The sequence below is a fragment of the Asaia bogorensis genome, from assembly GCF_900465345.1.
Taxonomy (GTDB): Bacteria; Pseudomonadota; Alphaproteobacteria; order Acetobacterales; family Acetobacteraceae; genus Asaia; species Asaia bogorensis_A.
In genome coordinates this window covers 1-21,802 of the sequence record NZ_UEGO01000038.1, presented here as the reverse complement: position 1 = coordinate 21,802, position 21,802 = coordinate 1, and the positions used below count along the sequence as shown (strand labels likewise).

The following is a 21,802-nucleotide window of genomic DNA, read 5'->3' as shown; positions in this document are numbered from 1 at the left end:
GCAAAACTTGCCTTATCGTCTCGCAGCCCCATACTGACGTGATGGATAAACAGGCTGACGCAACCATGCTGAGCGACGTGCAGTCCCTTGTGCGCGCCCATTGTCCGCGCAAAAGCACCCGCACAGCTGTCGATTTCCTGACACTGTACCGTTCGGAGACCACGACCGACCCGCTGCTGGTCGTCTATGAGCCGCGCCTGTACATCATCATTCAGGGGGCGAAGAGGATCAGGATTCACAAGAGCAGCTTCGACTACGACCAGAACCATTATCTCGTCGCGACGGTCGATCTGCCTCTTTCGGGGCACATCACACGCGCCACGCCCGAGGCACCTTATCTCGCCGCCTGTATCGCCTTCACGCCTGAGGAAATCGCCAATGTGATTGCCGAAACAAGGGCTGACCCGGGCCTCAGATCCCCTCTGCATACCAGTCTTGGCCTGAGTGCCGTGACCCCCGATCTGCTCGACGCCCTGCGCCGTCTGCTCATCGCCCTCGGCAATGATGACGACCGGGCCTTTCTGGCACCCATGCTCAAGCGGGAGATTATCTATCGCGCCCTGCAGGGTGATCAACGCCACGTCCTGCACGAGATTGCCGACCAGAAAAGCGATGCATCACGCATCAACCGGGCGCTTGCCCATATGCGCGCCCATTTCATGGAAGAGACCGTGGCCTCGACCCTCCCCGGTCTTGCAGGGATGGGGCGATCAACGTTCTATCGCAAGTTTCAGGAGGTCACGGGGCTATCGCCTGTCCAATATCGCAAGCGCCTGCGTCTTCAGGAAGCGCGACGCCTGATGCTGTATGAAAACCGTCTTGCGGCCGATGCCGGTTTTGCTGTGGGCTATGAAAGCCCCTCGCAGTTCACCCGCGAATACCGGTCGATTTTCGGTATGCCACCCCATCAGGATGTGTCACGCATACGCGCCATCGGCATCGAGCGATATCGGGAGCTGAATGAGGCAGTCTGGGTGTAATCCGCTTGCGGGCTTGCCGTTATCGGCTCAGTCCCTAGAATCGGAAAGATCGCGCAGGGGCCCTGACAAGTCCCACGGCGCGACACGAGAACAGCCAAGGTGTCTCATGAGAATTCTTCCCCTGCTCGCTGCCATGCTGCTGCTGGCTTGCTGCACCCATCCCCACCCACCAGAGGACGACACCCGCGCCGGGCTCCTGCGTCCAGTGACGGGGACGGGTACCGGGTCAGGCGGGAAATCCGTCAGCATGAAGGGACCATCCGGCCATGGTCCGCATGGTCACATGTATATGGGTTCGGGCTTTGGTGCTTCCACGCCCTGACGCATGGATGACCCGGGCTGGCGATCCTATTTGAGAACGTCCAGCACCTCGGAAACAGTCAGGATCTGCGGCAGGATCACACCCTCCTTGTGGGGGGCATAATAGACATAGAGCGGTACGCCATCGCGCTCATGCGCACGAAGATAGGCGCTGATGGTCTCGTCACGATTGGTCCAGTCCCCCTTCATGTATGTCACGCCCCGCGCAGCGAAAGCCTTCTGCACGGGCGCCGCCTGCAGGGCAACGCGCTCATTGACCATGCAGGTGATGCACCACGCCGCCGTCATGTCGATAAAGACAGGCTTGCCAGCATCGCGCAGCGAGGCGAGCCGATCGGGTGAATAGGCCACGACGCCATTTTCGCTATGAGCGACAAAACTGGGTGAAGCTGCCTCGCTATCGGCAACGCGCACAAGACTGGCCCCTGCCAGCAGCACGACAATAACGGCCACAGCCCGACCGATAACGACCCAAGGCGTTGCACCCCTGATCATCGCCTGGCGTTGCGTCAGACCGAACAGCCAGGCTGCCAGCCCCAGCGCAACCGCACCGCCAAGCCCGACGGGCAGGATCATGGCGCCACGCTGCACACAGGCAACCCAGAATAGCCAGACTGCCGTTCCCAGAAGCGGGAAGGCAAGAACCTGCTTGAGAATGGCCATCCAGGCACCGGGCTTAGGCATATGCCGGGCCAGAAACGGAATGGTCGCAATCGCGACATAAGGCGATGCCAGACCGAACCCCATGGCGAGGAACAGCATGAGTCCTGCCCATGCCGGTCCACCCAGAGCCGCCGCAATGGCAGCCCCCATGAACGGCGCTGTGCAGGGCGTGGCCACAACCACAGCCAGCAGCCCCGTCAGCATGTCGCCCCATATGCCATGGCGTGGCGTGACATCCTGACCGAGACGTCCTGCCGTTACCTCGAAAACACCCAGCAGGTTCAGGGCCATCATGACAAGCAGCCAGGCTACACCGAGCACAAAGACGGGCGACTGGAACTGAAAGCCCCACCCTGCCGCCGAGCCCACGCTGCGCAGCACGATCATGGCGACACCCAGCGCGGCAAAACTGCCCATCACGCCGGTCATATACGCAAGCGCACTGCTGATCTGCTCATGGCGATGCGACCCGCCCAGACGGGCAAGCGAGAACGCCTTCATGGCCAGAACCGGGAAGACGCACGGCATCAGATTGAGAATCAGCCCACCCAGAAAGGCAAAGATCACCAGTTGCCAAAGCGCCGTATGCGAGGGAGCCGCCGCAGACGAGGCTTCTCCCGCGACGGGAAGAGTCACGCCCGCACCCGCACGTTGTCCGGCCGCCTCCGTGCCGGGGCTGGTGCTGACCCACAGAGCCGTCTGCTGCCCCGCCTGATCCTGAAGCACCACGATACCATCAAGCGTCGTGGGCTTATACGCTGCATCGATCCAGTGAAGGCCAAGCGACACCTTGCCCTGACTGACTTCCAGCTTCTGCGGGGCAACCTGATCGATCACGCCGGTTACGGAGGGCATGAACCAGGCCCGGCTGACGCTCTCACCCGACAGCCCCTGACCACTCAGGGTCAACGTGGCGTCTGATGTCGTTGTCGCGGCAAAAGGTGACGGCATGGGGCTCGCCTGCGCCGCCTTGACGAATAGCGGCCCCTCGGCAGCACTGTTGGGCGCGGCATTGCCTGAAGGCAGGGTCAGGCTGAAATCACCCGATTCAGGCACACAGGTTGCTGCGCATACCAGCCATTCCGCATGGGCCTTGAGCGTCACCTCACCCGCCTTGCCCTCCAGCTTCAGGGTCTGGGGCAAAAGCACGTCACCCGTATAGGCGTAGGACATCAGCCCCCCTTCGCTGATGCGTACAGGGGTGGGAAAGCTGATCGACTCGCTCTGGCCGGTCATGGCTCCGCTGGCCGTGGTTTTCAGTGTCGGGGGTTCGCCCGCATCACCGGCATTGAGCCAGTAGGTATGCCATCCCGGCTTGAGCTGAAGACGGAGCCCGACATGCAGATCCCCCCCGGCCGTGACGCTGTCGCGATCAGTCACCAGGGTGGCGGTGTCATGGGCCGAGGTGACGGGGGTACTCTCGGCGGCAAAGGCAGGAGCAGAACCGAAAGCGAGCAGGATGAGGACAACAGGAGACAGCTTGCGCAGCATGAGACCAATCGCTGTGAAGGAAGAGAATTGCCGACCGCCCCGCGGACGCGCCATAGAAGTCATTATGACCGGTCCCCTATTGCCCGCCAATCTCATTTCGCTTCCCGTTCTTCCTGTCTGTGCCGCCCTGCCCGAGCTTCAGGCCGTGCTCGAGGCCGGACGCAATGCCGTGCTGGTTGCGCCGCCCGGCGCAGGCAAGACCACTTTGGTGCCGCTTCATCTTTTACAAGCCCCCTGGCGCGAGGAAGGACGCCTGATCGTCGTCGAGCCCCGGCGTGTTGCCGTGCGTGGGGCCGCCCATCGCATGGCCGCCCTGCTGGGCGAAGCCACAGGCCAGACAGTCGGTTATCGCACGCGCACGGATTCGGCTGTGAGCGCGGCCACCAGAATCGAGGTGGTGACAGAAGGGCTGCTGCTGCGACGCCTGCTGACCGACCCGCTGCTTGAGGGCGTGTCGGCCATTCTGTTCGACGAGGTGCATGAACGCTCGCTCGATCTCGATACAGCACTTGGTTTCGCGCTCGATCTGCAACGCACCATGCGCCCCGAACTCCGTCTTGTGGCCATGTCGGCCACAACGGATGGGCGCGCCTTTACCTCTTTGCTCGATGGCGTCCTGGTCGAGAGCGAAGGCCGCGCCTTTGCGCTGGACATACGTCACGCCAGACGGGACATCGCAGCCCTGCGCGAACTGCCCGATGTCATGGCGCGCACCATACGCAGCCTGCTGGCTGAGGAGGAAGGCGATATTCTGGCCTTTCTGCCCGGTGTCGGCGAAATCAGGCGCTGTGCGGCAGCGCTGGCCGATGCCCCGGCACTGATCGTCCCCCTCTATGGTGAACTCGATACCCGCGAGCAGGATCTGGCCCTCAAACCTGCCGAAAGGCGCAAGGTGGTGCTGTCCACCTCGATTGCAGAAACCTCGCTCACCGTACCTGGCGTCCGTATCGTGGTGGATGGCGGATTTGCCCGTGCGCCGCTTCTCGATGCGGGGTCCGGCCTGTCACGGCTTGAGACCATGCGCATCTCGCGGGCCACGGCGATACAGCGTGCCGGGCGCGCCGGACGCGAGGCACCAGGCATTGCCGTACGTCTGTGGACGGAAGCCACTGGCCGCGCCCTGATTGCCCATGATCTGCCCGAAATCCAGACCAGCGACCTGACCGGCCATTGCCTTGACCTTGCTGCATGGCACGAGGTCATGGGCACGCCCCCAGCCGCTGTGCCTTTGCTCGATACACCGCCAGCCGGTGCCTTTCAGGCCGGCTGCGCCCTGCTTACGGCGCTCGGGGCATTGGATGAGACAGAAAAGATCACGCCGCTGGGCGCCGCCATGGCACGGCTCGGCGCACAGCCCCGTCTGGCTGCGATGATGTGCGCAGCCCGTACCCCACCCGAAAAGGCCACAGCCGCCACCCTCGCCGCCCTTCTGGAGGAACGTGACCCGCTACGCCCGCGTATCGTCCCCGGTCAGCGCAGCCCCTCGGTACCCGCCGATATCCAGACGCGTCTCAGCCTGATCGAGGGCGCCGAGCATCACCCTCATGCCGACCGGGCGAGCCTTGCCCGCATCCGGCAATCCGCCCAGCGCTATCAGAAGCGCCTCGGGCTGAGCCAGCGTCTTGCGCCCGACCCCGCCAGCGCGTCGGCCCTGCTTGCCGCAGGCTTTCCGGATCGCGTAGCCATGGCCGCGGGCGAAACGGGACGATATCGCCTGTCGGGGGGAGGATCGGCCCGGCTGAGCGCCATCGACCCGCTGGCGCGCGAAACCCTGATCGTAGCCCCTGCCCTTCATGTGCGTACGGCAACCGAAATCTGCCTCGCCGCCCCGCTCGATCTCGATAACCTGCCTGCAACCTTGCTGGCCCGTACGGAGGAACAGGTCGAGACCGCGCTCGATACGACAACCGGCAATGTCATTGCCCGCAGAAGGCTTCGCCTTGGCAATCTGGTGCTGCGCGACCGTTCTGCCCCGGCAAAGCCGGAAGAGGTGCAGGCCCTGCTACTGTCACGCATACGCGCCGATCTGGCTGGGAGCCTCACCTGGTCCGAGTCATGCCAGCAATTTCGTGCCCGGCTCGCCCTGGCGCGGGCCCATCTCGATGAGACCCTGCCCGCCGCCGATGATGAAACCCTTGCCGCCACACTTGATGAATGGCTGCTCCCCTATATCGATGGCATGACAAAGCTCAGCCAGATACAGGCGCTGGATTTGCTGCCCCTCATGCGGCAACGCCTCGACTACGCCCAGCTCAAACAGCTCGATCAGGCTTTGCCGACGAGCCTCACCCTGCCCGGCGCGCAGCCCGCCATCGATTATCGCGATGCCACACCCACGATCTCGGCCCGTGCTCAGGCTTTCTACGGGCTGAAGGAGACGCCACGCATCGCCAATGGGCGCATCAAGCTGCAATTTGCCCTGTTGTCACCTGCCGGTCGCCCACAGGCCATAACTGCCGATATCGCCGCCTTCTGGACCACGGGCTGGGCCGATATGCGACGCGACATGCGTGGTCGTTACCCGAAACATGACTGGCCGGAAAATCCTGCGACAGCCAGCCCGCCCCCGCCCAGACGTCCACGCGACACCTGAGCGCCTGACAGCCTCGCGCGATTCGTCACACATAACGTGACTAACGAACCACGAAAATGTTATGTATGACGCTGTGATACCCGATCCACCTGACGAATCCTGTGATTTGTCCGCGCTGCGCTGGTTGAAATCACAGGTCAGGACCCTTTCGTAACGAAATCTTGTCTTTCGTATCGAAAATATCTCTCACACCACTTGGGCACGGATCGCCTGGATGATCCGCGTCTGAGAGGCCATCATGCGTTCGACTCACCCGGCAGGCACGCCCGGCACAGCCATTGAAAACAACACCCACTCAGGGCAGGCGGGGCACCGACGCGTATTCATCGCGTCCTGCGTGGCAGGTCTGGCGGGTATTCTCTTTGGCTATGATCAGGGCATCATTTCCGCAGCACTCCTGACACTGGGTGACAGCTTCACTCTTGGCACGCTGGGCAAACAGGCCATTGCCGCAGGCATGGTTGCCGGCGCCTTGCTGGGATGCATGGCCGCAGGGCCCCTATCGGACCGTCTGGGACGTCGCATGGTGGTCGGGCTATCGGGGGCGCTGTTCCTGCTTGGCTCTATCGGCTCGGCAATGGCCATGTCCCCTACGGAACTGACGCTGATGCGGCTGCTGCTTGGTCTGGCCGTCGGTGCCGCCAGCCAGATCGTGCCCGTCTATATTGCTGAACTGGCGCCTGCTTCACGACGGGGGCGGCTCGTCCTGCTGTTTCAGCTGGCCATTGTCAGCGGCGTCCTTATCAGTTCGCTGATCGGCTGGTGGCTGAGCGGCAGCCCCTTGCTCATCCGACTGCTCGACCGGGGAGGAGACTGGCGCATGATGGTGCTCATCGGTGCCATTCCCGCGCTGATGCTGCTGGTCGGCCTCATTTTCCTGCCCGAAAGCCCGCGCTTTCTTGCCGCAAAGGGCCGACGGGACGAGGCCATCGCGATTTTGCGCAGCCTCCGAGGCCCCGGTGAGGACCCCGAGGCCGAAATGCGTGACATTGAGGGTGCCGCGCAGGAACAAGGGAGCTGGCGCCTGCTCTTCTCACCCCGGCTCCGCCCGGCCCTGATTGCCGGGACCGGGCTTGCCATGTTCAGTCAGGTAACCGGCACAAATGCCGTCCTGACCTATGCCCCGACCATCCTTTCGGGCGCGGGGTTCGACCGCAATTCTGCCCTGCTCATTTCGCTGGCCATTGGCGTGGCCATCACCGTTGCGACGGTGTTCGGGTTCTGGGCCGTGGATCACTGGGGGCGTCGTCGCCTCATGCTGCGCGTGCTGCCCGGATCGATCCTTGCCCTGATCGTTCTGGCTGTCGTGTTCTTCGGCGGCGACCCGCAGGGTATGGGGCGCTTTTTCGCGGTGGCTGGCCTGATCCTGTATGTGCTCTGCACGCTGGGGAGCATCAATGCCTCGCTCTGGCTGGTAGGTGCCGAGGTCTTTCCGCTCGCCGTGCGCGGCAAGGGCATGGGCCTTGTCACCGTCTCGCACTGGTCTTTCGATCTGCTGATCTCGATGGTGACCCTGTCCATCATCTCGATGATCAGCGTATCGGGCACCTTCCTTCTCTTTGCAGCCCTAACCACTCTGGCCTGGATCTTCATCGAGCGCCGTATTCCCGAGACAAAGGGCCGCTCGCTGGAAGCCATTGAACGCAGTCTGAATGAGGGTGAGTTTCTCTCGCGGAAGATGACCCGCTGAGCGTGGGGCATGAAGGCGACCCGTCGGGATGTTACCGTCGCGTTGCCTTACCAGCGCTGCGACAGGGTCACGAATACCGTGCGCCCGGGCGCCCAGGCGCAGGCAACATCGCGGGTACACATGGCAACATATTTGCGATTGGCGATATTGGTGCCGTTGAACTGCACCCGCGTGCGCCCCCGGTCGATATGGGCCTGCAAATCCCATACGAGCTGCGAAGGCACGGAAAATGTGAGGGGAATGGAGCCCGCGGTATTACCCGTGTAGCGCATGCCCGCCCCGAGACCGGCCTGCCAGAGCGCCGAAAAGGCAACGTCGCGCTTGAGGAACAGCGACGCCATATGGGAGGGAATCGCCACAGGCCGCTGCCCAACCTGCGCTGCCACTGTCGAGCGCATCACACGCGGATCCTGATAGGTAAAGCTTGCGATAAAATCGATCCTGTAGGGCAGACGGCCCACGCCCTCGAACTCGAAGCCGCGTGTTCTCTGCCGCCCGGTCTGAACGCTGAAAGACGAATTGGCCGGATCGGCTGTCAGGACATTATCCTGCACCAGATTGAAGAAATCAGCTGTGAGCATGAAATTGTCCACACCACGCAGAGGTTTGACCGGCTTGTATTTGACACCCGCCTCGATCTGCTTGCCCGTGGTCGGCACGAAGGCCGAGCCAGCGAATGTCGTCCCGACCTGGGGCTGGAATGACGTCGCATAGGAAACATAGGGGTTGAGCCCTATGGAAGACTGATAGACCAGACCGACCCGACCCGTGAAAGCGTTGTTGTTTTGCGGTGTCCGCCCGCCATTGAGATTATTGACCGTCATGCTCTGGGTGAAATCACCGCGGCCTGACAGGGTAAGATACCAGCGCTGCCAGTTAGCCTGTTCCTGCGCATAGATCCCGGTATCTGTTTCCGTCTCGTTTGTGCTCGTGGTGGTGCCATAGCCTGGCCAGGTGATGGCACGATAAACCGGCTTGTAGAGATTGAGCGCGGGGGCTGCGCGCTGGCCGCGGCGATTGGCCAGAAAATCACTGCGAAAATCCACGCCTGTCAGGATTTCATGATGAATACCCCCCGTATGGAAGGTCACTGCCGACCGCGTATCGAGGGTGACGTTGTTGTAATTGCCCTGCTGGTTGAGCGCGGTGCGATTGATGCTCTGTTTATCTGCTGAAAGTGACGAGGTGGTCACAAAACGATAGAGCACGTCGAGATGCGCGTAGCGCATATTTTGCGTGATGGTCCAGTTGGGCAGGATATGCCGGACAAAACTATAGCCAACCGCCACCTGACGCTTTGAGTAGACATCATAATCCGCATCGCTGCTCAGGAAGTTGCGGGCAATCTGGCCCCAGCGCGAAGGCAGAACGGTCCCGACAGCCGGCAGGAACTGCGCCGTCGACCCGGCATCGAGCTGTTCGAAACTGGTGAGCAGGGTGAGCGTGGTTTTTTCATCAGGGCGCCAGCTCAGCGAGGGCGCCACATATATCTCGTTGTTCTTGATATTGCGCGCGTAGGTGTCCGACTTACGTATCAGCCCGTTGAATCGCCAGAGCAGGGTCTTGCGGGCATTGAGCGCGCCGCCGACATCGACCGCGCCCTGGACACGCCCGTAGGAACCGGTCTGGAAGTCGATCTCATTGACCTGATCCGGATGCGGACGCTTGCTGACGGCATTGATGATGCCCCCAAGCTGCCCCGACCCGTAGAGGGCCGAAGACGCCCCGCGCAAGACATCCATCTCCTCAAGCCCCCAGGGCTCGATGCTGAAACTCTGCGATGTACTGGCATCAGGAGCGCGTGTGCCATCGAGATAGATATCGGGCGTGAACCCGCGGATCGTGCCAAAATAGCCGCGCGGGTCGTCCTTCGACCCGTAATCCGAAACGCCTGCTGCGTAGCGCACGGCCTCAGACAGGCTGCGAGCGTTGAGTACGCTCATACGCTCCTGTGTGATGACCGTGATATTCTGGGGCGTCAGCTCCAGCGGCGTCGATGTCTTTGTGGCACTGCTTGCGGCAGCGGGAAGAAAGCCCCCGCGCGTGCCTGCCACACGAATGGTCTCGTGAACACCTTCATGAGCTCCCTCATGAGCTCCTTGGGCGGATTGGGCTTTTCCTGCCTGAAGTCGCGCGGCGGGCTGTGCAGGCGTGGCCCTGTTCTGCCCCGCCCCTTCATGAAAGGGCGACGCCTTCTCCGGCAGGGTTTGACGTTCCTGAGCGAGAGCGCCTGGCACCATTGCCGCCGAAAGGAGTGAGGACAGACACAAGGCAGCACGCAGGGAAACGGACATCAATCTACCGGAACAGACAAACAGGGAAACAAATGAGAACGTTTCTCATTTGCATTGGGGTTCCCTTAGAAACCGCTAGCCTGCCTGTCAATCAAGGCGATCAGGGTCCAACCGCCCTTGTGGCCGTGACGACACGTTTCGATCGAAGACCGTACCCGTGTTTGTGCATTAGGTTCACGCCACGACGGGCTGAGTGGATGAGTGGCTGCCTTTGACTAAGCGGCATTGCCTGTTGCATCCGTCATGGAGAAGTCTGACGCATCTCGCCATGAGACGGCCGCATGATCCGGCTCCGTGATGACGGCGCGTTTCACATCCTGGCGCCTCACGCAATCAGACCGGACGCGTGGACTCCGGTGCAATGTCACGCAGGCGATCCAGCAGAGCTACGAGCGGATGATCGAGCTGTGCCCCGCGGAAGCGCTTGACCTGACTACGGCATGAATAACCGCTGGCCAGCACAATTTTCTCACCCTGTCTGTCCAGACGCGGCCCCCAGGACTGCTCGAAAATCACGCGGGACGTTTCCACATTGCGCGCCTCGTGACCAAAGGTGCCGGACATGCCGCAGCACCCTGTTTTTTCCAGCTGCAAACCAAGGCCAAGCCGCGCAAACAGGGCCTGCCAGTCTGCCCCCGAACCCGTCAGAGCTGTCTTTTCCGTGCAGTGCCCAAGAAACACGAAGTTGGCCGCTGCTTGCGGAGCGTCCTGCATCCGGGGCAAGGCATGCAACAGAAACTCCTGAGGCAGTTGTACTTCAGGCAGAGCCTCAAGCCCGACAATCTTGCGGTATTCCTGACGATAGATCAGCGTCATGGCCGGATCGAGCCCGACAATCGGCAGCCCGAACGAGGCCAGTATGCGTAGCCATGCGGCATTGCGACGCGCCTGTCGGGCAAACAATCCCAGAAAGCCATGCACATGCAGCGGCTTGCCGCAGGCCAGGCTCTCGGCAAGATAGACCCTGTAACCGCAGCGCGCCGTCAGCTCGATAAACGCCTCGACAAGATGGGCCTCGAAATGACGGGTGAACAGGTCCGGCATCAGAATGACAGACCGTGCCCTCTCTGCCTCGGTCAGGGCCACCAGACGCTCTGGTGTGGCAGGCTGCACGTGCCAGCGACGGCAGGTTTCTGCCAGTGCGCTGCGTGAGAGGGGCGGCATATCGACAAGGCCAAGCAGGGTTTTGCCCAGCGCGGCCATGGGCTTCAGGCTGACCACGGCATTATAGAGACGCCTCATACGCGCCATGAGTGGCAGGGTATATTCGATCAACCCCACGACATAATCGCGCAGCGGGCGGGCATAGCGCTGGTGGTACAGATTGAGAAAGCGGGAGCGGAAATCAGGCACGTCGACCTTGACCGGGCACTGGCTGGTGCAGGATTTGCAGGCCAGACAGGTGGCGAGACTGTCATAGAGCTGATGCGAAAAATCGACCGGTGTGTTCTGCCTGCGTCGGAACTGCGCCGATACGCGGTCGAGCAGACTTGGCGCATGCGCCTCCAGCGCCGCCGTATCCACACCCGCGCCAGCCTGAAGGCGCAGCCATTCGCGCATGAGCGAGGCGCGCCCCTTGGGAGAGAAACGCCGGTCACGCGTTGCCTTCCAGGACGGGCACATCGGATCGTCCTGATCGTAGTTGAAGCACGCGCCATTGCCGTTGCAATGCAGCGCCGTGCCATAACCCTGCCAGACCGGATCGGGAATCTGCCGATCCTGCGCCCCGCGCATCGGCACGTCATCAACACGCAAAAGCGGCGCCGAGGCGCCCGGAGGGGCCGCGATCTTGCCGGGATTGAGCTGGTTATGCGGGTCGAACACACCCTTGATCTGTTCCAGGCAGGGATAAAGCGGGCCGAACACATCCGGCACATATTCCGACCGCACCCCCTTGCCATGCTCTCCCCAAAGCAACCCGCCATAACGGCGTGTCAGACGATGCACGGCGTCACTCAGGGGGCGAATCAGGGCAGCATCATCGGGGTTGCGCATGTCAAGCAGGGGGCGGACATGCAGCACGCCGGCATCCACATGGCCGAACATGCCGTAATCCAGCCCATGCCCATCAAGAAGCGCCCGGAATTCGGCGATGAAATCCGCCAGTTTTTCCGGCGGCACAGCGGTATCCTCAACGAAGGGCTGGGGCCGCGCCTCCCCCTGCACATTGCCGAGCAAACCCACAGCGCGCTTGCGCATCGCATAGACCTGCGAGACCGCCTGGCGCCCCCTGGCCAGCGTATGGCCACGGCGACGTACCGTCTGATCCTGCCGCAGATGCTCCAGAAAACCCTCGACCTGTCTTTCGAGTTCGGCCTCATCATGACCGGCAAACTCGACCAGATTGAGCCCCTTCGCAGGGCCAGCCTCATCCTGCGGGAAATAGCTCTCGACCGAGCTCCAGACGAAATCCTGCATGGCAAGGCCAAGCACTTTTGAATCGATGGTCTCGATCGAAAGCGGCTTGAGCCCGATCAGCGCGCGCGCGTCGCGCAGTGCATCCATGAAGCTGTCGTAGCGGATATTGACCAGGATACTATACGGCGGAATGGCCAGCAGATTGAGTTTCGCCTCGGCCAGAAATCCGAGTGTCCCTTCCGATCCACAGAGCAGGCTGGTCAGATCGAACTGTCCGGCCTCATTACGCAGATGACGCAGATCATAGCCGGTCAGACAGCGGTTGAGTTTGGGGAACACCGTCTCGATCGTGTCGCGCTCACGATCATGGATCGCCGCCACGCAATCATGAATCTGCGCCACGCGGGAATGACCCTGACGGCGCACCGCCAGCTCGCTTTCATCGAGCGGTGACGTGTCGAGCACGTCGCCCCCCACAAGCACGGCCGTAACACCGAGCACATGGTCGCGTGTCTTGCCATAGGTGCAGCTTCCCTGCCCACTGGCATCGGTGCTGATCATGCCGCCGATCGTGGCACGGTTGGATGTCGAGAGTTCGGGGGCGAAGAACAGCCCGTGACGGGCAATGGCCGCATTGAGCTGGTCCTTCACCACACCGGGCTGCACCCTCACCCATTTCTCCTCGACATTGATTTCGAGGATAGCGTTCATGTGTCGGGACAGATCGACCACGATGCCATCGGTGAGGGATTGGCCATTCGTGCCCGTTCCGCCGCCACGCGGTGCAATGGTGATACCGCGCCAGACGGGCTCGCCCGCAAGCCGGGCCAGCACGATCAGATCCTGCCTGTGCCGAGGAAAGACCACGGCCTCGGGATGACGTTGATAGATGGAATTATCGGTCGCATGCACCAGACGCGTGTCATGCGTCGTGCCGATCTCGCCCTCGAACCCCTGCTGACGCAGTGCCGTGAGGAAAGCGGCATGATCTGCCGCATTGCCTGGGGTCTTGTCGAGAACAGCAATCATGGTCATGGCCGGTCATCCATCACGAGGGCACGCGCTGGCACTGGATTAGCCTGAACCACCTTGGAACGATAGTGACCCCACCTTCACCAGCGATGGCCTGCCGGATTGGACCCGCCACCGATGATGCCCGGTTCAGGACCGCGTCAGAACCACCAGCGCCCGTCTTTCCTGCGCAATGCCCGAGCGCAGATGCCCGTGAGCACAAAGCGCCTCGCCTTCATGCTCCAGATACATCGCCTGATTGATGATTGGCGCCGAGGCCGCCGCAGTCTGACGCAGCGTGCGATGCACCTTGCGAGCCAGGGTGCGGCAATAATCTAGCGTATCGCTGGTGACAGCCATAGGCACGGCCTCATGCACGGGCGCCGTGCTGGCGCCCGGTATGGCATCGGCTCTGGCAACGCCAGGCGACCCGACCGCGCAGGTCAGGCAAAAAAGCGCAAAGGCTGTGTGGGTCATAGAACCGGCACTAATTCAGTCCGTATTGCGCTCTCATGGGCTGCGAATGAAGACTTGTTTATGTAGTCAGTTTTTGGACCGAGCGTGTCAAAACAGCCTGCAAGCCCCGCTCTGCCGGCCTTTCAGCCCAGCCCGTTTTCCTCTACTGGCAGGCTGAGCACGACACGAAGCCCGCGCTGCAGGGGCTCGAGCGCTAATGCGCCGCCGTGAAGCTGCGCGACAGCCTGCACCAGCGACAGACCCAGACCGGCCCCCGGCGTGTTGCGCGCCTGATCGGCACGGAAGAACCGCTCGGAGGCGCGCAGCAGATCTTCCGCAGACATGCCCGGGCCTTCATCAGTCACGCTGATACGGACTAGATTACCGGAGACGCTGGCCCGTAGCGTGACCGTCGTTTCAGCAGGCGAAAACTTTATGGCATTGTCGATCATGTTGGCCACGGCCTGCTGGATCAGGCGGGCGTCACCATGAAAGAGCAGGCGAGGCGGCAGATCGAGCGCAATCTGCAGCCCGGCATCCTCGGCTGTCGCCTCATAAAGCTCGGCGATATCCTGCAGCGGCCTGATGAGATCAGTCGTCTCGAAAGCCGCGCGGCGGGCGCCAGCCTCGATCTGGGCAATGCGCATCAGCGCATCAAAGACCGCCGTGACATGATCCAGATCGGCCACGGCGCGATAGATGGCGTCATGCATCTCTTCGGTCGAGCGCGCATGAAGGGCAGCATCTTCCAGACGATTACGTGCACGCGTGATCGGCGTGCGCAGATCATGAGCGATGGAGTTGGAAACCTGCTTCACGCCTTCCATGAGCTTGGAAATACGGTCGAGCATGCGGTTGATGGAATGGGCAACGAGATCGACATCATTGCCCACCAGCGGCATACGCTGACGCATGTCACCATTGGCCAGCGCCGTGGTGGTACGGGCTATCGAGCTCAGAATACGGCTGAAGATACCGCGCACAACCCATGCCCCACCAATGGCGAGTGCTGTCACCATGAGCCATGACCACAGGAAGGTTTCTGTCAGCACACGGCGAAGGATATCCCGCCCCCTGATATCGCGGCCCACCAGCAATTGCAGGCCACCCGGCAGGACATAGGCATGCATGGCGGCTGAAGTCGTGTTGCCGGCCCGACTGATCTTGAGCGTGTAAAAGCGATCGGCCCGTTGTACCGCCTCGGGCCATGAGGGCATGTTGCCAGCCAGCCTCTGGCCACCCGGCGTGATCAGCAGATAGAGATCCTGATCCTCGACATCCTGATCGAGCCTGTCCTGAATAGCCCGTTGCAGGCTGGAAAGACCCCCCTGCATCCAGCGTTCTGCCAGACCATGCGCGTCGGCATCGACGGCCTGTCCCACCTCGCGCTCGAGCGCGCCGATGGTGTGCCACCACAGAAAGGTCAGGAAGAGTGTGGCGGAAAGGGCAAAAACCAGCCCATAGCCCAATGAGAAGCCCAACCCGGCTGAACGAAACCGCCAGGCGCGCTTCCACCAGACGCGAAGCAGGGGAAAGCGCGACAGGCTGAACCTCATGGAGCTATATCATCCTGCTTAATTGGCGCGCAGGATGTAACCTGCATTGCGGATCGTATGGATCAGCGCGGTTTCAAAAGGCTTGTCAACTTTCTGTCGCAGGCGTGACACATGCACGTCGATCACGTTCGTCTGCGGGTCGAAGTGATAGTCCCACACGCGCTCGAGCAGCATGGTGCGTGTTACGACCTGACCGGCATGACGCATCAGGAATTCGAGCAGGCGGAATTCACGCGGCTGCAGATCAATCTTCTCTTCACCGCGCTTAACGGTGCGCGAGAGGAGATCCATTTCCAGATCGGCCACAACAAGCTTGGTCTGCGGTGCCTGCTCGGCACTTCCGCGACGGGCCAGGGCCTCGACACGAGCCAGAAGCTCCGAAAAGGCGAACGGCTTGGTCATGTAGTCGTCGCCACCAGCCTTCAGGCCGGCAACGCGCTCATCCACATCGGCGAGTGCCGAGAGAAGCAGCACGGGCGTTGCGTTATTCTGGGCACGAAGCGTTTCCAGGATACGCAGACCGTCAATGCCTCCGGGCAGCATCCGGTCGAGAATAACGATATCGAAATTCTCACTGACCGCCAGAAAGAGACCGTCCTTGCCGTTATCGGCCTCCTCGACGAGATGCCCGGTTTCCTTCAGTCCCTTCACGATGAAGCTCCTGACGGTAGGATCATCCTCGACAAGCAGAATACGCATGATCAGTCCTTGGCTTTGGCGGGGGCCATGACGGGCAGGATCGCCCGCCCCTCACTTTGCAGTGACCTTATTATCTTTCAGTTACGCGCCAGAAGAAAGGGCGAAGAACGCAATGTCCGCTCATTCATCGGCATCTGCCGGGCGTTTCCCGATTGGAAGTGTCACTGTCACGGTCTTACCCTTGCGTATTACCGTGAAAGTCACGGCATTTCCCGGCTTTCCTGCGGCGACGATACGCAACAATGCACGACCGTTTTCGACTGGAGCGTTATTGATGGCGGTAATCTTGTCGCCCTTCATCAGGCCGCCCTTCTGCGCCGGACCATTGCGATCGACATCCACGAGCACGACGGAACCATCACCGTCATCGAGTGTGACACCCAGCCAGCCATGATCGACATGGCCCGTGCGGCGTATCTCTTCCACGATGGGGGCCACGATTTCCGAGGGAATACCAAAGCCGATGCCGACCGATCCCCCGGCAGGGGAAACCATGGCCGCATTAACGGCGACCACCTGTCCTCTCATGTTGAAGGCCGGGCCACCGGAATTTCCTGGGTTGATCGGCGCATCGAGCTGCAGGAAATCATCGAGGGAACCGGCCCCCAGATCACGCCCGCGCGCCGAGACGATACCGGCACTCACAGACGAGCCGAACCCGAACGGGTTGCCCGCAACCAGGATCCAGTCACCCACATTCACCTTGTGGCTGTCTCCCCAGGTCACATAGGGCAGTGGCTTGGGTGATTCGACCTTGATGACTGCGATATCGGTGAGGGCATCAACCCCCACGAGCTTGGCGGGCAGTTCCTGCCCGTTGGAGAGCGAGACAGTCACGTTGTCGGCATCACCGACCACGTGATCATTCGTCACGATGATACCGGACGGATCAATGATAAACCCTGAACCAGCGCCAAGGATCTCCTCCTGATGGCGCTGCATTTTCTCGCGATACCGCTTTTCGAGCGGTGTGCCCTTGATCTGGGCGGGTACCTTGCCCCCGCCTTCCGAGCTTATCTGTGTGATGGCAATGTTGACGACTGCCGGAATGACACGCTGCACCAGCGGCGCAAACGAGAGTGGCCCCGACTGCACCAGCACGGGGGGCAAGGCAGGCGTTCCGTCCGGTACTGCCGCCTGGGCCGGAATCTTCACCGCGCTGGCAGGGGGCACAGCGGGAATAGCCGGATGGCTGGGCTGCGGCGGCGGGTGTGGCAGGAATTTTTCCAGGAACGCCGGCAAGGCATAGGCCCTGTCAATGCCAAACCCGGCCAGAACGAGAAGGAGGAGAGCTTTGCGCATCAACAAACCACAGCCAGGGCAATATTCAGGGTCATGGCGGCACGATAGCGCAGAAATGAAATGATTCCATCTCTCTTGCATCTTTACCCGCGACAAGGCGCCATCACCCGAAGGCGCGGGACCGCCACTTCCAGAGCGGGAAGCAGGATTGTCATTCGCCCGCGCCTTTGGCAGGACGACAGAGCGACCATGCTGTGGCGCCATGAGGCGGGTTTTATCGAGGATTACAGATGATTAGCGACTTCATATTCGGGCGCGTCCTGATCATCGGAGACCTGCTGCTCGACTGCTATATCCACGGCTCGGTCGATCGTATCTCACCCGAAGCACCGGTGCCGGTGCTGCTGCGCGCCAAACACAGCAGCGTGCCGGGAGGGGCTGCCAACGTGGCCATGAATGCCGCAGCGCTTGGCTGTGCTGTCACGCTCGTCGGGCTGGTGGGGCAGGATGGTTCGGCAAGGGAATTCCGTCGGGCCGTGGGGCGCGAACCCGGCATCGATCTGGGCCATCTGGTTGAGGATCCCGACTGGGTCACCATCACGAAGACACGCGTGCTGAGCGGCCGCCAGCAGATCGTGCGGATCGATGAAGAGCCCTCGGTGCTCGTTCCTCCGCCGGTTCAGGAACGTCTGATCGCCGCATCACTCGCTGCCATGGACCAGGCGGATGTCGTGATCTGCTCCGACTACGCCAAAGGCGTGCTGAGCAACGAGGTGCTTCAGGCCATCATTCAGGCAGCCAATCAGCGCGGCATCCCTGTTGTGGTCGACCCCAAGCGCCGGGATCTTTCGGTTTATAGAGGCGCACAGCTTATCACGCCCAATCGCAAGGAGCTGGCAGCAGCCACAGGGCTACCGGTCAACAGCGACACCGAAATCCATTTTGCTGCCTTGGCCGCACAGGAGCAGTTTGGCGGCGATGTTCTTGTAACACGCTCGGAGGAGGGCATGACCCTTCTTGAGCGCAACGGCCGCATGACGCATGCCCATGTTCCGCAATCCGAGGTGTTCGATGTCTCGGGGGCTGGAGACACTGTTGTTGCGACAGTAGCGGCCATGATGTCGGCCGGCGCCGATCTGCGCACGGCCATGGTCATCGCCACCAATGCGGCGGCAATCGTGGTTGGCAAGCTGGGCACTGCGACCGTTTCACGCGCAGAACTCAGCGCCGCCCTCAAATCCAAGATCGACCGTGATGGTGTTATTGCCACTTTGCCCCAGGCCCAGGGAATTATCGAAGCCTGGCGTCGGCATGGTGCGCGCGTGGTCTTTACCAATGGCTGTTTCGATCTGCTCCACCCCGGGCATATCGCGCTGATTCATGCTGCGGCCAGGGAGGGCGACAAGCTGATCGTCGCGCTGAACAGTGACGCCTCGGTACGTCGTCTCAAGGGGGCAGAGCGCCCATTGCAGGACGAGCGGGCACGCGCAACCGTCATGGGTGCCCTGCGCGATGTCGATCTGGTCATCATTTTTGACGAGGACACGCCCCTTAAAACGATCTGCGCCCTCAGACCGGATATCGTGGTCAAGGGTGCTGATTACACCGAAGATCAGGTTGTGGGCGGCGAAGAAGTGAAATCCTGGGGCGGTCGCGTCGTTCTGGCCGATCTGGTATCAGGGCGGTCGACAACATCGATCGTTCGCAAGATGAAGGCTGGTCCTTCAGCGACGGCGAGTCCGGAAGCAGTGAGTTTGAAACCTGAGTGACATGACCCGTGCCAAGCAAGAAACAGCCCCCGCCATTCGGGATCAGTGGCGCGACTGGCTTGTCGGGCAAGCCCTCCCCCTGTGGAGCGAGGCCGGGTTCGATCCGTCACGCATGCTGTATCACGAACGCCTTGACTGGCAGGCGCGCCCCATCCGGCTCGATGCGTCAAGACTCATGGTCCAGGCGCGGCAGATTGCGACCTATTGCCGCGCTGCTCTGGATGGCGTGTATGCCGCGGGGGATCAGGCGCTCGCTTGCCTGGACCGGGTTGAAAGGCTCTATCACCGCACCGATGCCCAGCCGGGCTGGGTATTCTCGATCGACCCGAATAATCGCCCTGCCAGCACGAAACGCGATCTCTACGCCCATGCCTTCATTCTTTTCGCCTGCGGCTGGGCCATACGTTATGCAAACCGCCCAAAAGACTGGGCTCTGGCGCGCTGCATCGCTGATGAAATCGACCTGATCTTTACGGCAGACAACGGTGGCTATCTCGACGCGATACCTGATGACGGGACACGACGCAGCCAGAACCCGCACATGCATCTGCTTGAGGCCTATCTGGTCGTATTCGAGGCAACGGGCGATTCGTTCTACCTCGACAAGGCGCGGAGCCTTGTCGAACTGGCCCGCACCCATCTGATCGACACACGGTCGGGGCTGCTCCTAGAATTCTTCGCCCCGGACTGGTCACCCCTCGCCCCGTATGGTGCCAATCAGGTGCAAGCAGGTCATCTGTTTGAATGGTCCTGGCTGTTACGCGATTTCGGTCATCTGACACCTGAAGCTGAGAGCGGGGCTGAATGGCGCAAACAGACAGCAGCTTCACTTTTCGAGGCTGGCTTCACGCATGGCTGTGATCATCAACGCCGCGTCGTGCTGGACAGCATGAGCGACAGGCATGTGGTCCAGGAGCACTCGGCGCGGATCTGGGCGCAGACCGAGCTGTTGAGACTGCTCTACACTCCGGGACTGACACCCAAGACCGACGACGCAGAGCCATATGCTGCTGCCTTCCTGCGTATTTTTGCCCCCTCGCAGCTTGGCGGAGGCTGGGTCGACCATATCGACGCGCGTAGTGTCGCACTGGTCGACTACATGCCGGCAAGCTCGCTCTATCACATCTATGGTGCAGGACGCGAAATCATCTCTCGCTGAGTAGTCGGGGGCTTTTCGCCGTCGTGAGAGGCTGGTCTCTCACGAAGCGGCCGCGATCCGAACGCTAGAGCCGCCACCTGCTGGCCGCCATGTTGGCTGACGTTAGAGCCTGTTCACTGCCCGGACCGTGTGGAGACATCCAGATGAAGACGTCGGGTGTTATCAGCTCGCCTCCTTCCGATCCAAAGCGCGCACGGTCCAGCATTGTGCCTGAACTGATATCTATACCTCCCAGCGCTTGCCTCCCGACAAGCAAGCTCATTGCAACATATCCGAGCGATCAACAACAAGACGAACCGATAAGCGCCTCGTGCGCTTTGATCCTTCACGCGGCAGGCCCGGCGATCATGCGCTCAGCGCGGTCGCCTCCCGGGCCAAACGATAAGAAGAACGCGTCCTGTCAGGCATAACTCAGGGAGAGGACGCATCATGGTCATTCCAGCTTTTCCACCGCCAGAGGCCGAAGAGGTCATTGCCCATGGCAAACCGACGGACAATGAACTGCTCGCCTATTACCGCTCCGAAATCCGGTTCGAGACGGAGACGGTCAATGGCCGCCTGCAGGCGCTTCTGAGTTCGCAAGCCTTTCTGGTCATCGCCTATGCCACAGCCATGACAGGTTCAACGACACGATGGGGCGATCGCATGGCGATCCTTATCCCACCGCTGCTTTCGCTTTTGGGGTTCATGCTGACCTTGATGGCTTTGCCGGGTATTCGCGCTGGCTATGCGGCAATCAGCAAATGGAACGAGAAGGAGCAGCATCTGCACAAGCAATGCCCCAACCTTTCGGAGTTCACTCTGGCCAGAAGCGACGAGGATGCTCGCGCGATGAATCACCGTGCGCGCCGCGGTCGCATGTTCGCCCATCAGGCGCCACTGGTCTTCCTCATCGCCTGGTTTATCTTCGCCCTGATCCCATTCTATCTCTATGGCGGGTTCTGAGGCCCTGCCTGCAAATCTCGATATCGAGCGAGGATAAGGGGTTCCAGCTGTAGTCTATAAATTTCGGAGGGAATCGTTTCGAATTTCGCACATGTTCTGCGAATGATTCGTACAGCTCTTAATCGGGAGAGGATCTGCCCTAGAGCCCCTGTTGCAAGTGTCTACAAGCAAGAACGATCCTCCTTCATGAGGCCGCTACGCCTTGAGAATTTATAACGACCAGAGGCGATCTGTACCGAGGATTTGATTATCCTGTGCCTGGGCCGCGCTGATGGCGGTGTTTGTGCCTGCTGTGAGGCAGTGAGCGTTTTCGACGCGGGATCAGGGGTTATCTGGGCTGCACTCAGCGCGAGCACACGCGCGCGTATAGACGCGTATTCTCTGTGAGAGATCTGCGCTGTCCCTGGATTATGTCTGTAGGGTATTTGGTTGCGGGGGCAGGATTTGAACCTGCGGCCTTCAGGTTATGAGCCTGACGAGCTACCGGGCTGCTCCACCCCGCGGGGGTGGTGGTGTGTTTTGTGGGGTGGATCAGGGGACCTGGCGGCGACCGACTTTTCCGCATCTTGAGATGC

The 21,802-nt window shown here is 61.2% G+C and carries 14 protein-coding genes and 1 tRNA gene; 7 read left to right on the top strand and 8 right to left on the bottom strand.

Features of this window, described 5'->3' with window-relative positions:
- The first annotated feature begins 41 nt into the window (after positions 1 to 41).
- Both ED655_RS14370 and ED655_RS15635 read left to right on the top strand, forming a co-directional pair.
- A complete protein-coding gene (locus ED655_RS14370) occupies positions 42 to 980 on the top strand; it encodes an AraC family transcriptional regulator (RefSeq protein WP_240993695.1) in 939 nt (312 codons plus the stop codon).
- Positions 981 to 1,086: 106 nt separating this feature from the next.
- Positions 1,087 to 1,302 carry a hypothetical protein gene (locus tag ED655_RS15635; RefSeq protein WP_162993547.1) on the top strand — a complete coding sequence of 72 codons (216 nt, stop codon included), beginning with the start codon at positions 1,087 to 1,089 and terminating at the stop codon, positions 1,300 to 1,302.
- A 26-nt stretch (positions 1,303 to 1,328) separates the two neighbouring features.
- On the opposite strand, the gene ED655_RS14365 is transcribed toward ED655_RS15635, so the two are convergent.
- Positions 1,329 to 3,509, bottom strand: a complete 2,181-nt coding sequence (locus ED655_RS14365; protein ID WP_240993694.1) for a protein-disulfide reductase DsbD family protein — start codon at positions 3,507 to 3,509, stop codon at positions 1,329 to 1,331.
- Positions 3,510 to 3,519: 10 nt separating this feature from the next.
- Here ED655_RS14365 and hrpB point away from each other — a divergent pair, with 10 nt between their 5' ends.
- Positions 3,520 to 6,048 (top strand): ATP-dependent helicase HrpB, encoded by a 2,529-nt coding sequence (hrpB, locus tag ED655_RS14360; RefSeq protein WP_122050761.1) that lies wholly within the window; start codon positions 3,520 to 3,522, stop codon positions 6,046 to 6,048.
- Positions 6,049 to 6,286: 238 nt separating this feature from the next.
- Positions 6,287 to 7,738: a sugar porter family MFS transporter gene (locus ED655_RS14355; RefSeq protein WP_122050760.1), complete on the top strand. Its 1,452-nt coding sequence runs from the start codon at positions 6,287 to 6,289 to the stop codon at positions 7,736 to 7,738.
- A 47-nt stretch (positions 7,739 to 7,785) separates the two neighbouring features.
- On the opposite strand, the gene ED655_RS14350 is transcribed toward ED655_RS14355, so the two are convergent.
- From ED655_RS14350 to ED655_RS14325, 6 genes are all read right to left on the bottom strand, one after another.
- A complete protein-coding gene (locus ED655_RS14350) occupies positions 7,786 to 10,032 on the bottom strand; it encodes a TonB-dependent siderophore receptor (RefSeq protein WP_240993693.1) in 2,247 nt (748 codons plus the stop codon).
- Positions 10,033 to 10,365: 333 nt separating this feature from the next.
- Entirely contained in the window at positions 10,366 to 13,425 is a 3,060-nt protein-coding gene (ydiJ, locus tag ED655_RS14345; RefSeq protein ID WP_240993692.1) for a D-2-hydroxyglutarate dehydrogenase YdiJ, read from the bottom strand.
- Between the two features lie 126 nt (positions 13,426 to 13,551).
- Positions 13,552 to 13,878, bottom strand: coding sequence for a hypothetical protein (locus ED655_RS14340; protein WP_122050759.1), 327 nt, complete (start codon positions 13,876 to 13,878; stop codon positions 13,552 to 13,554).
- A 122-nt stretch (positions 13,879 to 14,000) separates the two neighbouring features.
- The gene (locus ED655_RS14335; protein WP_122050758.1) at positions 14,001 to 15,413 is read right to left on the bottom strand and encodes a HAMP domain-containing sensor histidine kinase; all 1,413 of its coding nucleotides are present in this window, start codon (positions 15,411 to 15,413) and stop codon (positions 14,001 to 14,003) included.
- 18 nt (positions 15,414 to 15,431) lie between these two features.
- Positions 15,432 to 16,112, bottom strand: a complete 681-nt coding sequence (locus ED655_RS14330; protein ID WP_023979948.1) for a winged helix-turn-helix domain-containing protein — start codon at positions 16,110 to 16,112, stop codon at positions 15,432 to 15,434.
- Between the two features lie 120 nt (positions 16,113 to 16,232).
- Positions 16,233 to 17,414, bottom strand: coding sequence for a S1C family serine protease (locus ED655_RS14325; RefSeq protein WP_023979949.1), 1,182 nt, complete (start codon positions 17,412 to 17,414; stop codon positions 16,233 to 16,235).
- Between the two features lie 230 nt (positions 17,415 to 17,644).
- Between ED655_RS14325 and rfaE1 the strand changes: the two genes are divergently transcribed.
- From rfaE1 to ED655_RS14310, 3 genes are all read left to right on the top strand, one after another.
- On the top strand, positions 17,645 to 19,123 hold the full coding sequence (gene rfaE1, locus ED655_RS14320) for a D-glycero-beta-D-manno-heptose-7-phosphate kinase (RefSeq protein WP_122050757.1): 1,479 nt from the start codon (positions 17,645 to 17,647) through the stop codon (positions 19,121 to 19,123).
- Between the two features lies 1 nt (position 19,124).
- Positions 19,125 to 20,282 (top strand): AGE family epimerase/isomerase, encoded by a 1,158-nt coding sequence (locus ED655_RS14315; RefSeq protein WP_122050756.1) that lies wholly within the window; start codon positions 19,125 to 19,127, stop codon positions 20,280 to 20,282.
- 429 nt (positions 20,283 to 20,711) lie between these two features.
- The gene (locus tag ED655_RS14310) at positions 20,712 to 21,227 is read left to right on the top strand and encodes a hypothetical protein (RefSeq protein WP_023979952.1); all 516 of its coding nucleotides are present in this window, start codon (positions 20,712 to 20,714) and stop codon (positions 21,225 to 21,227) included.
- 426 nt (positions 21,228 to 21,653) lie between these two features.
- Here the strand turns inward: ED655_RS14310 and ED655_RS14305 are convergent.
- Positions 21,654 to 21,730 (bottom strand) — tRNA-Met (locus ED655_RS14305).
- Positions 21,731 to 21,802 lie beyond the last annotated feature (72 nt).

What these genes read in the sequence shown, in the direction of transcription:
- rfaE1 (WP_122050757.1), top strand. Translation starts at nt 17,645, where the DNA reads ATGATTAGCGACTTCATATTCGGGCGCGTCCTGATCATCGGAGACCTG.
- ED655_RS14370 (WP_240993695.1), top strand. Translation starts at nt 42, where the DNA reads ATGGATAAACAGGCTGACGCAACCATGCTGAGCGACGTGCAGTCCCTT.
- ED655_RS14315 (WP_122050756.1), top strand. Translation starts at nt 19,125, where the DNA reads ATGACCCGTGCCAAGCAAGAAACAGCCCCCGCCATTCGGGATCAGTGG.
- ED655_RS14325 (WP_023979949.1), bottom strand. Translation starts at nt 17,414, where the DNA reads ATGCGCAAAGCTCTCCTCCTTCTCGTTCTGGCCGGGTTTGGCATTGAC.
- ED655_RS14335 (WP_122050758.1), bottom strand. Translation starts at nt 15,413, where the DNA reads ATGAGGTTCAGCCTGTCGCGCTTTCCCCTGCTTCGCGTCTGGTGGAAG.
- ydiJ (WP_240993692.1), bottom strand. Translation starts at nt 13,425, where the DNA reads ATGACCATGATTGCTGTTCTCGACAAGACCCCAGGCAATGCGGCAGAT.
- ED655_RS14340 (WP_122050759.1), bottom strand. Translation starts at nt 13,878, where the DNA reads ATGACCCACACAGCCTTTGCGCTTTTTTGCCTGACCTGCGCGGTCGGG.
- ED655_RS14330 (WP_023979948.1), bottom strand. Translation starts at nt 16,112, where the DNA reads ATGCGTATTCTGCTTGTCGAGGATGATCCTACCGTCAGGAGCTTCATC.
- ED655_RS14310 (WP_023979952.1), top strand. Translation starts at nt 20,712, where the DNA reads ATGGTCATTCCAGCTTTTCCACCGCCAGAGGCCGAAGAGGTCATTGCC.
- ED655_RS14350 (WP_240993693.1), bottom strand. Translation starts at nt 10,032, where the DNA reads ATGTCCGTTTCCCTGCGTGCTGCCTTGTGTCTGTCCTCACTCCTTTCG.
- hrpB (WP_122050761.1), top strand. Translation starts at nt 3,520, where the DNA reads ATGACCGGTCCCCTATTGCCCGCCAATCTCATTTCGCTTCCCGTTCTT.
- ED655_RS15635 (WP_162993547.1), top strand. Translation starts at nt 1,087, where the DNA reads ATGAGAATTCTTCCCCTGCTCGCTGCCATGCTGCTGCTGGCTTGCTGC.
- ED655_RS14355 (WP_122050760.1), top strand. Translation starts at nt 6,287, where the DNA reads ATGCGTTCGACTCACCCGGCAGGCACGCCCGGCACAGCCATTGAAAAC.
- ED655_RS14365 (WP_240993694.1), bottom strand. Translation starts at nt 3,509, where the DNA reads ATGGCGCGTCCGCGGGGCGGTCGGCAATTCTCTTCCTTCACAGCGATT.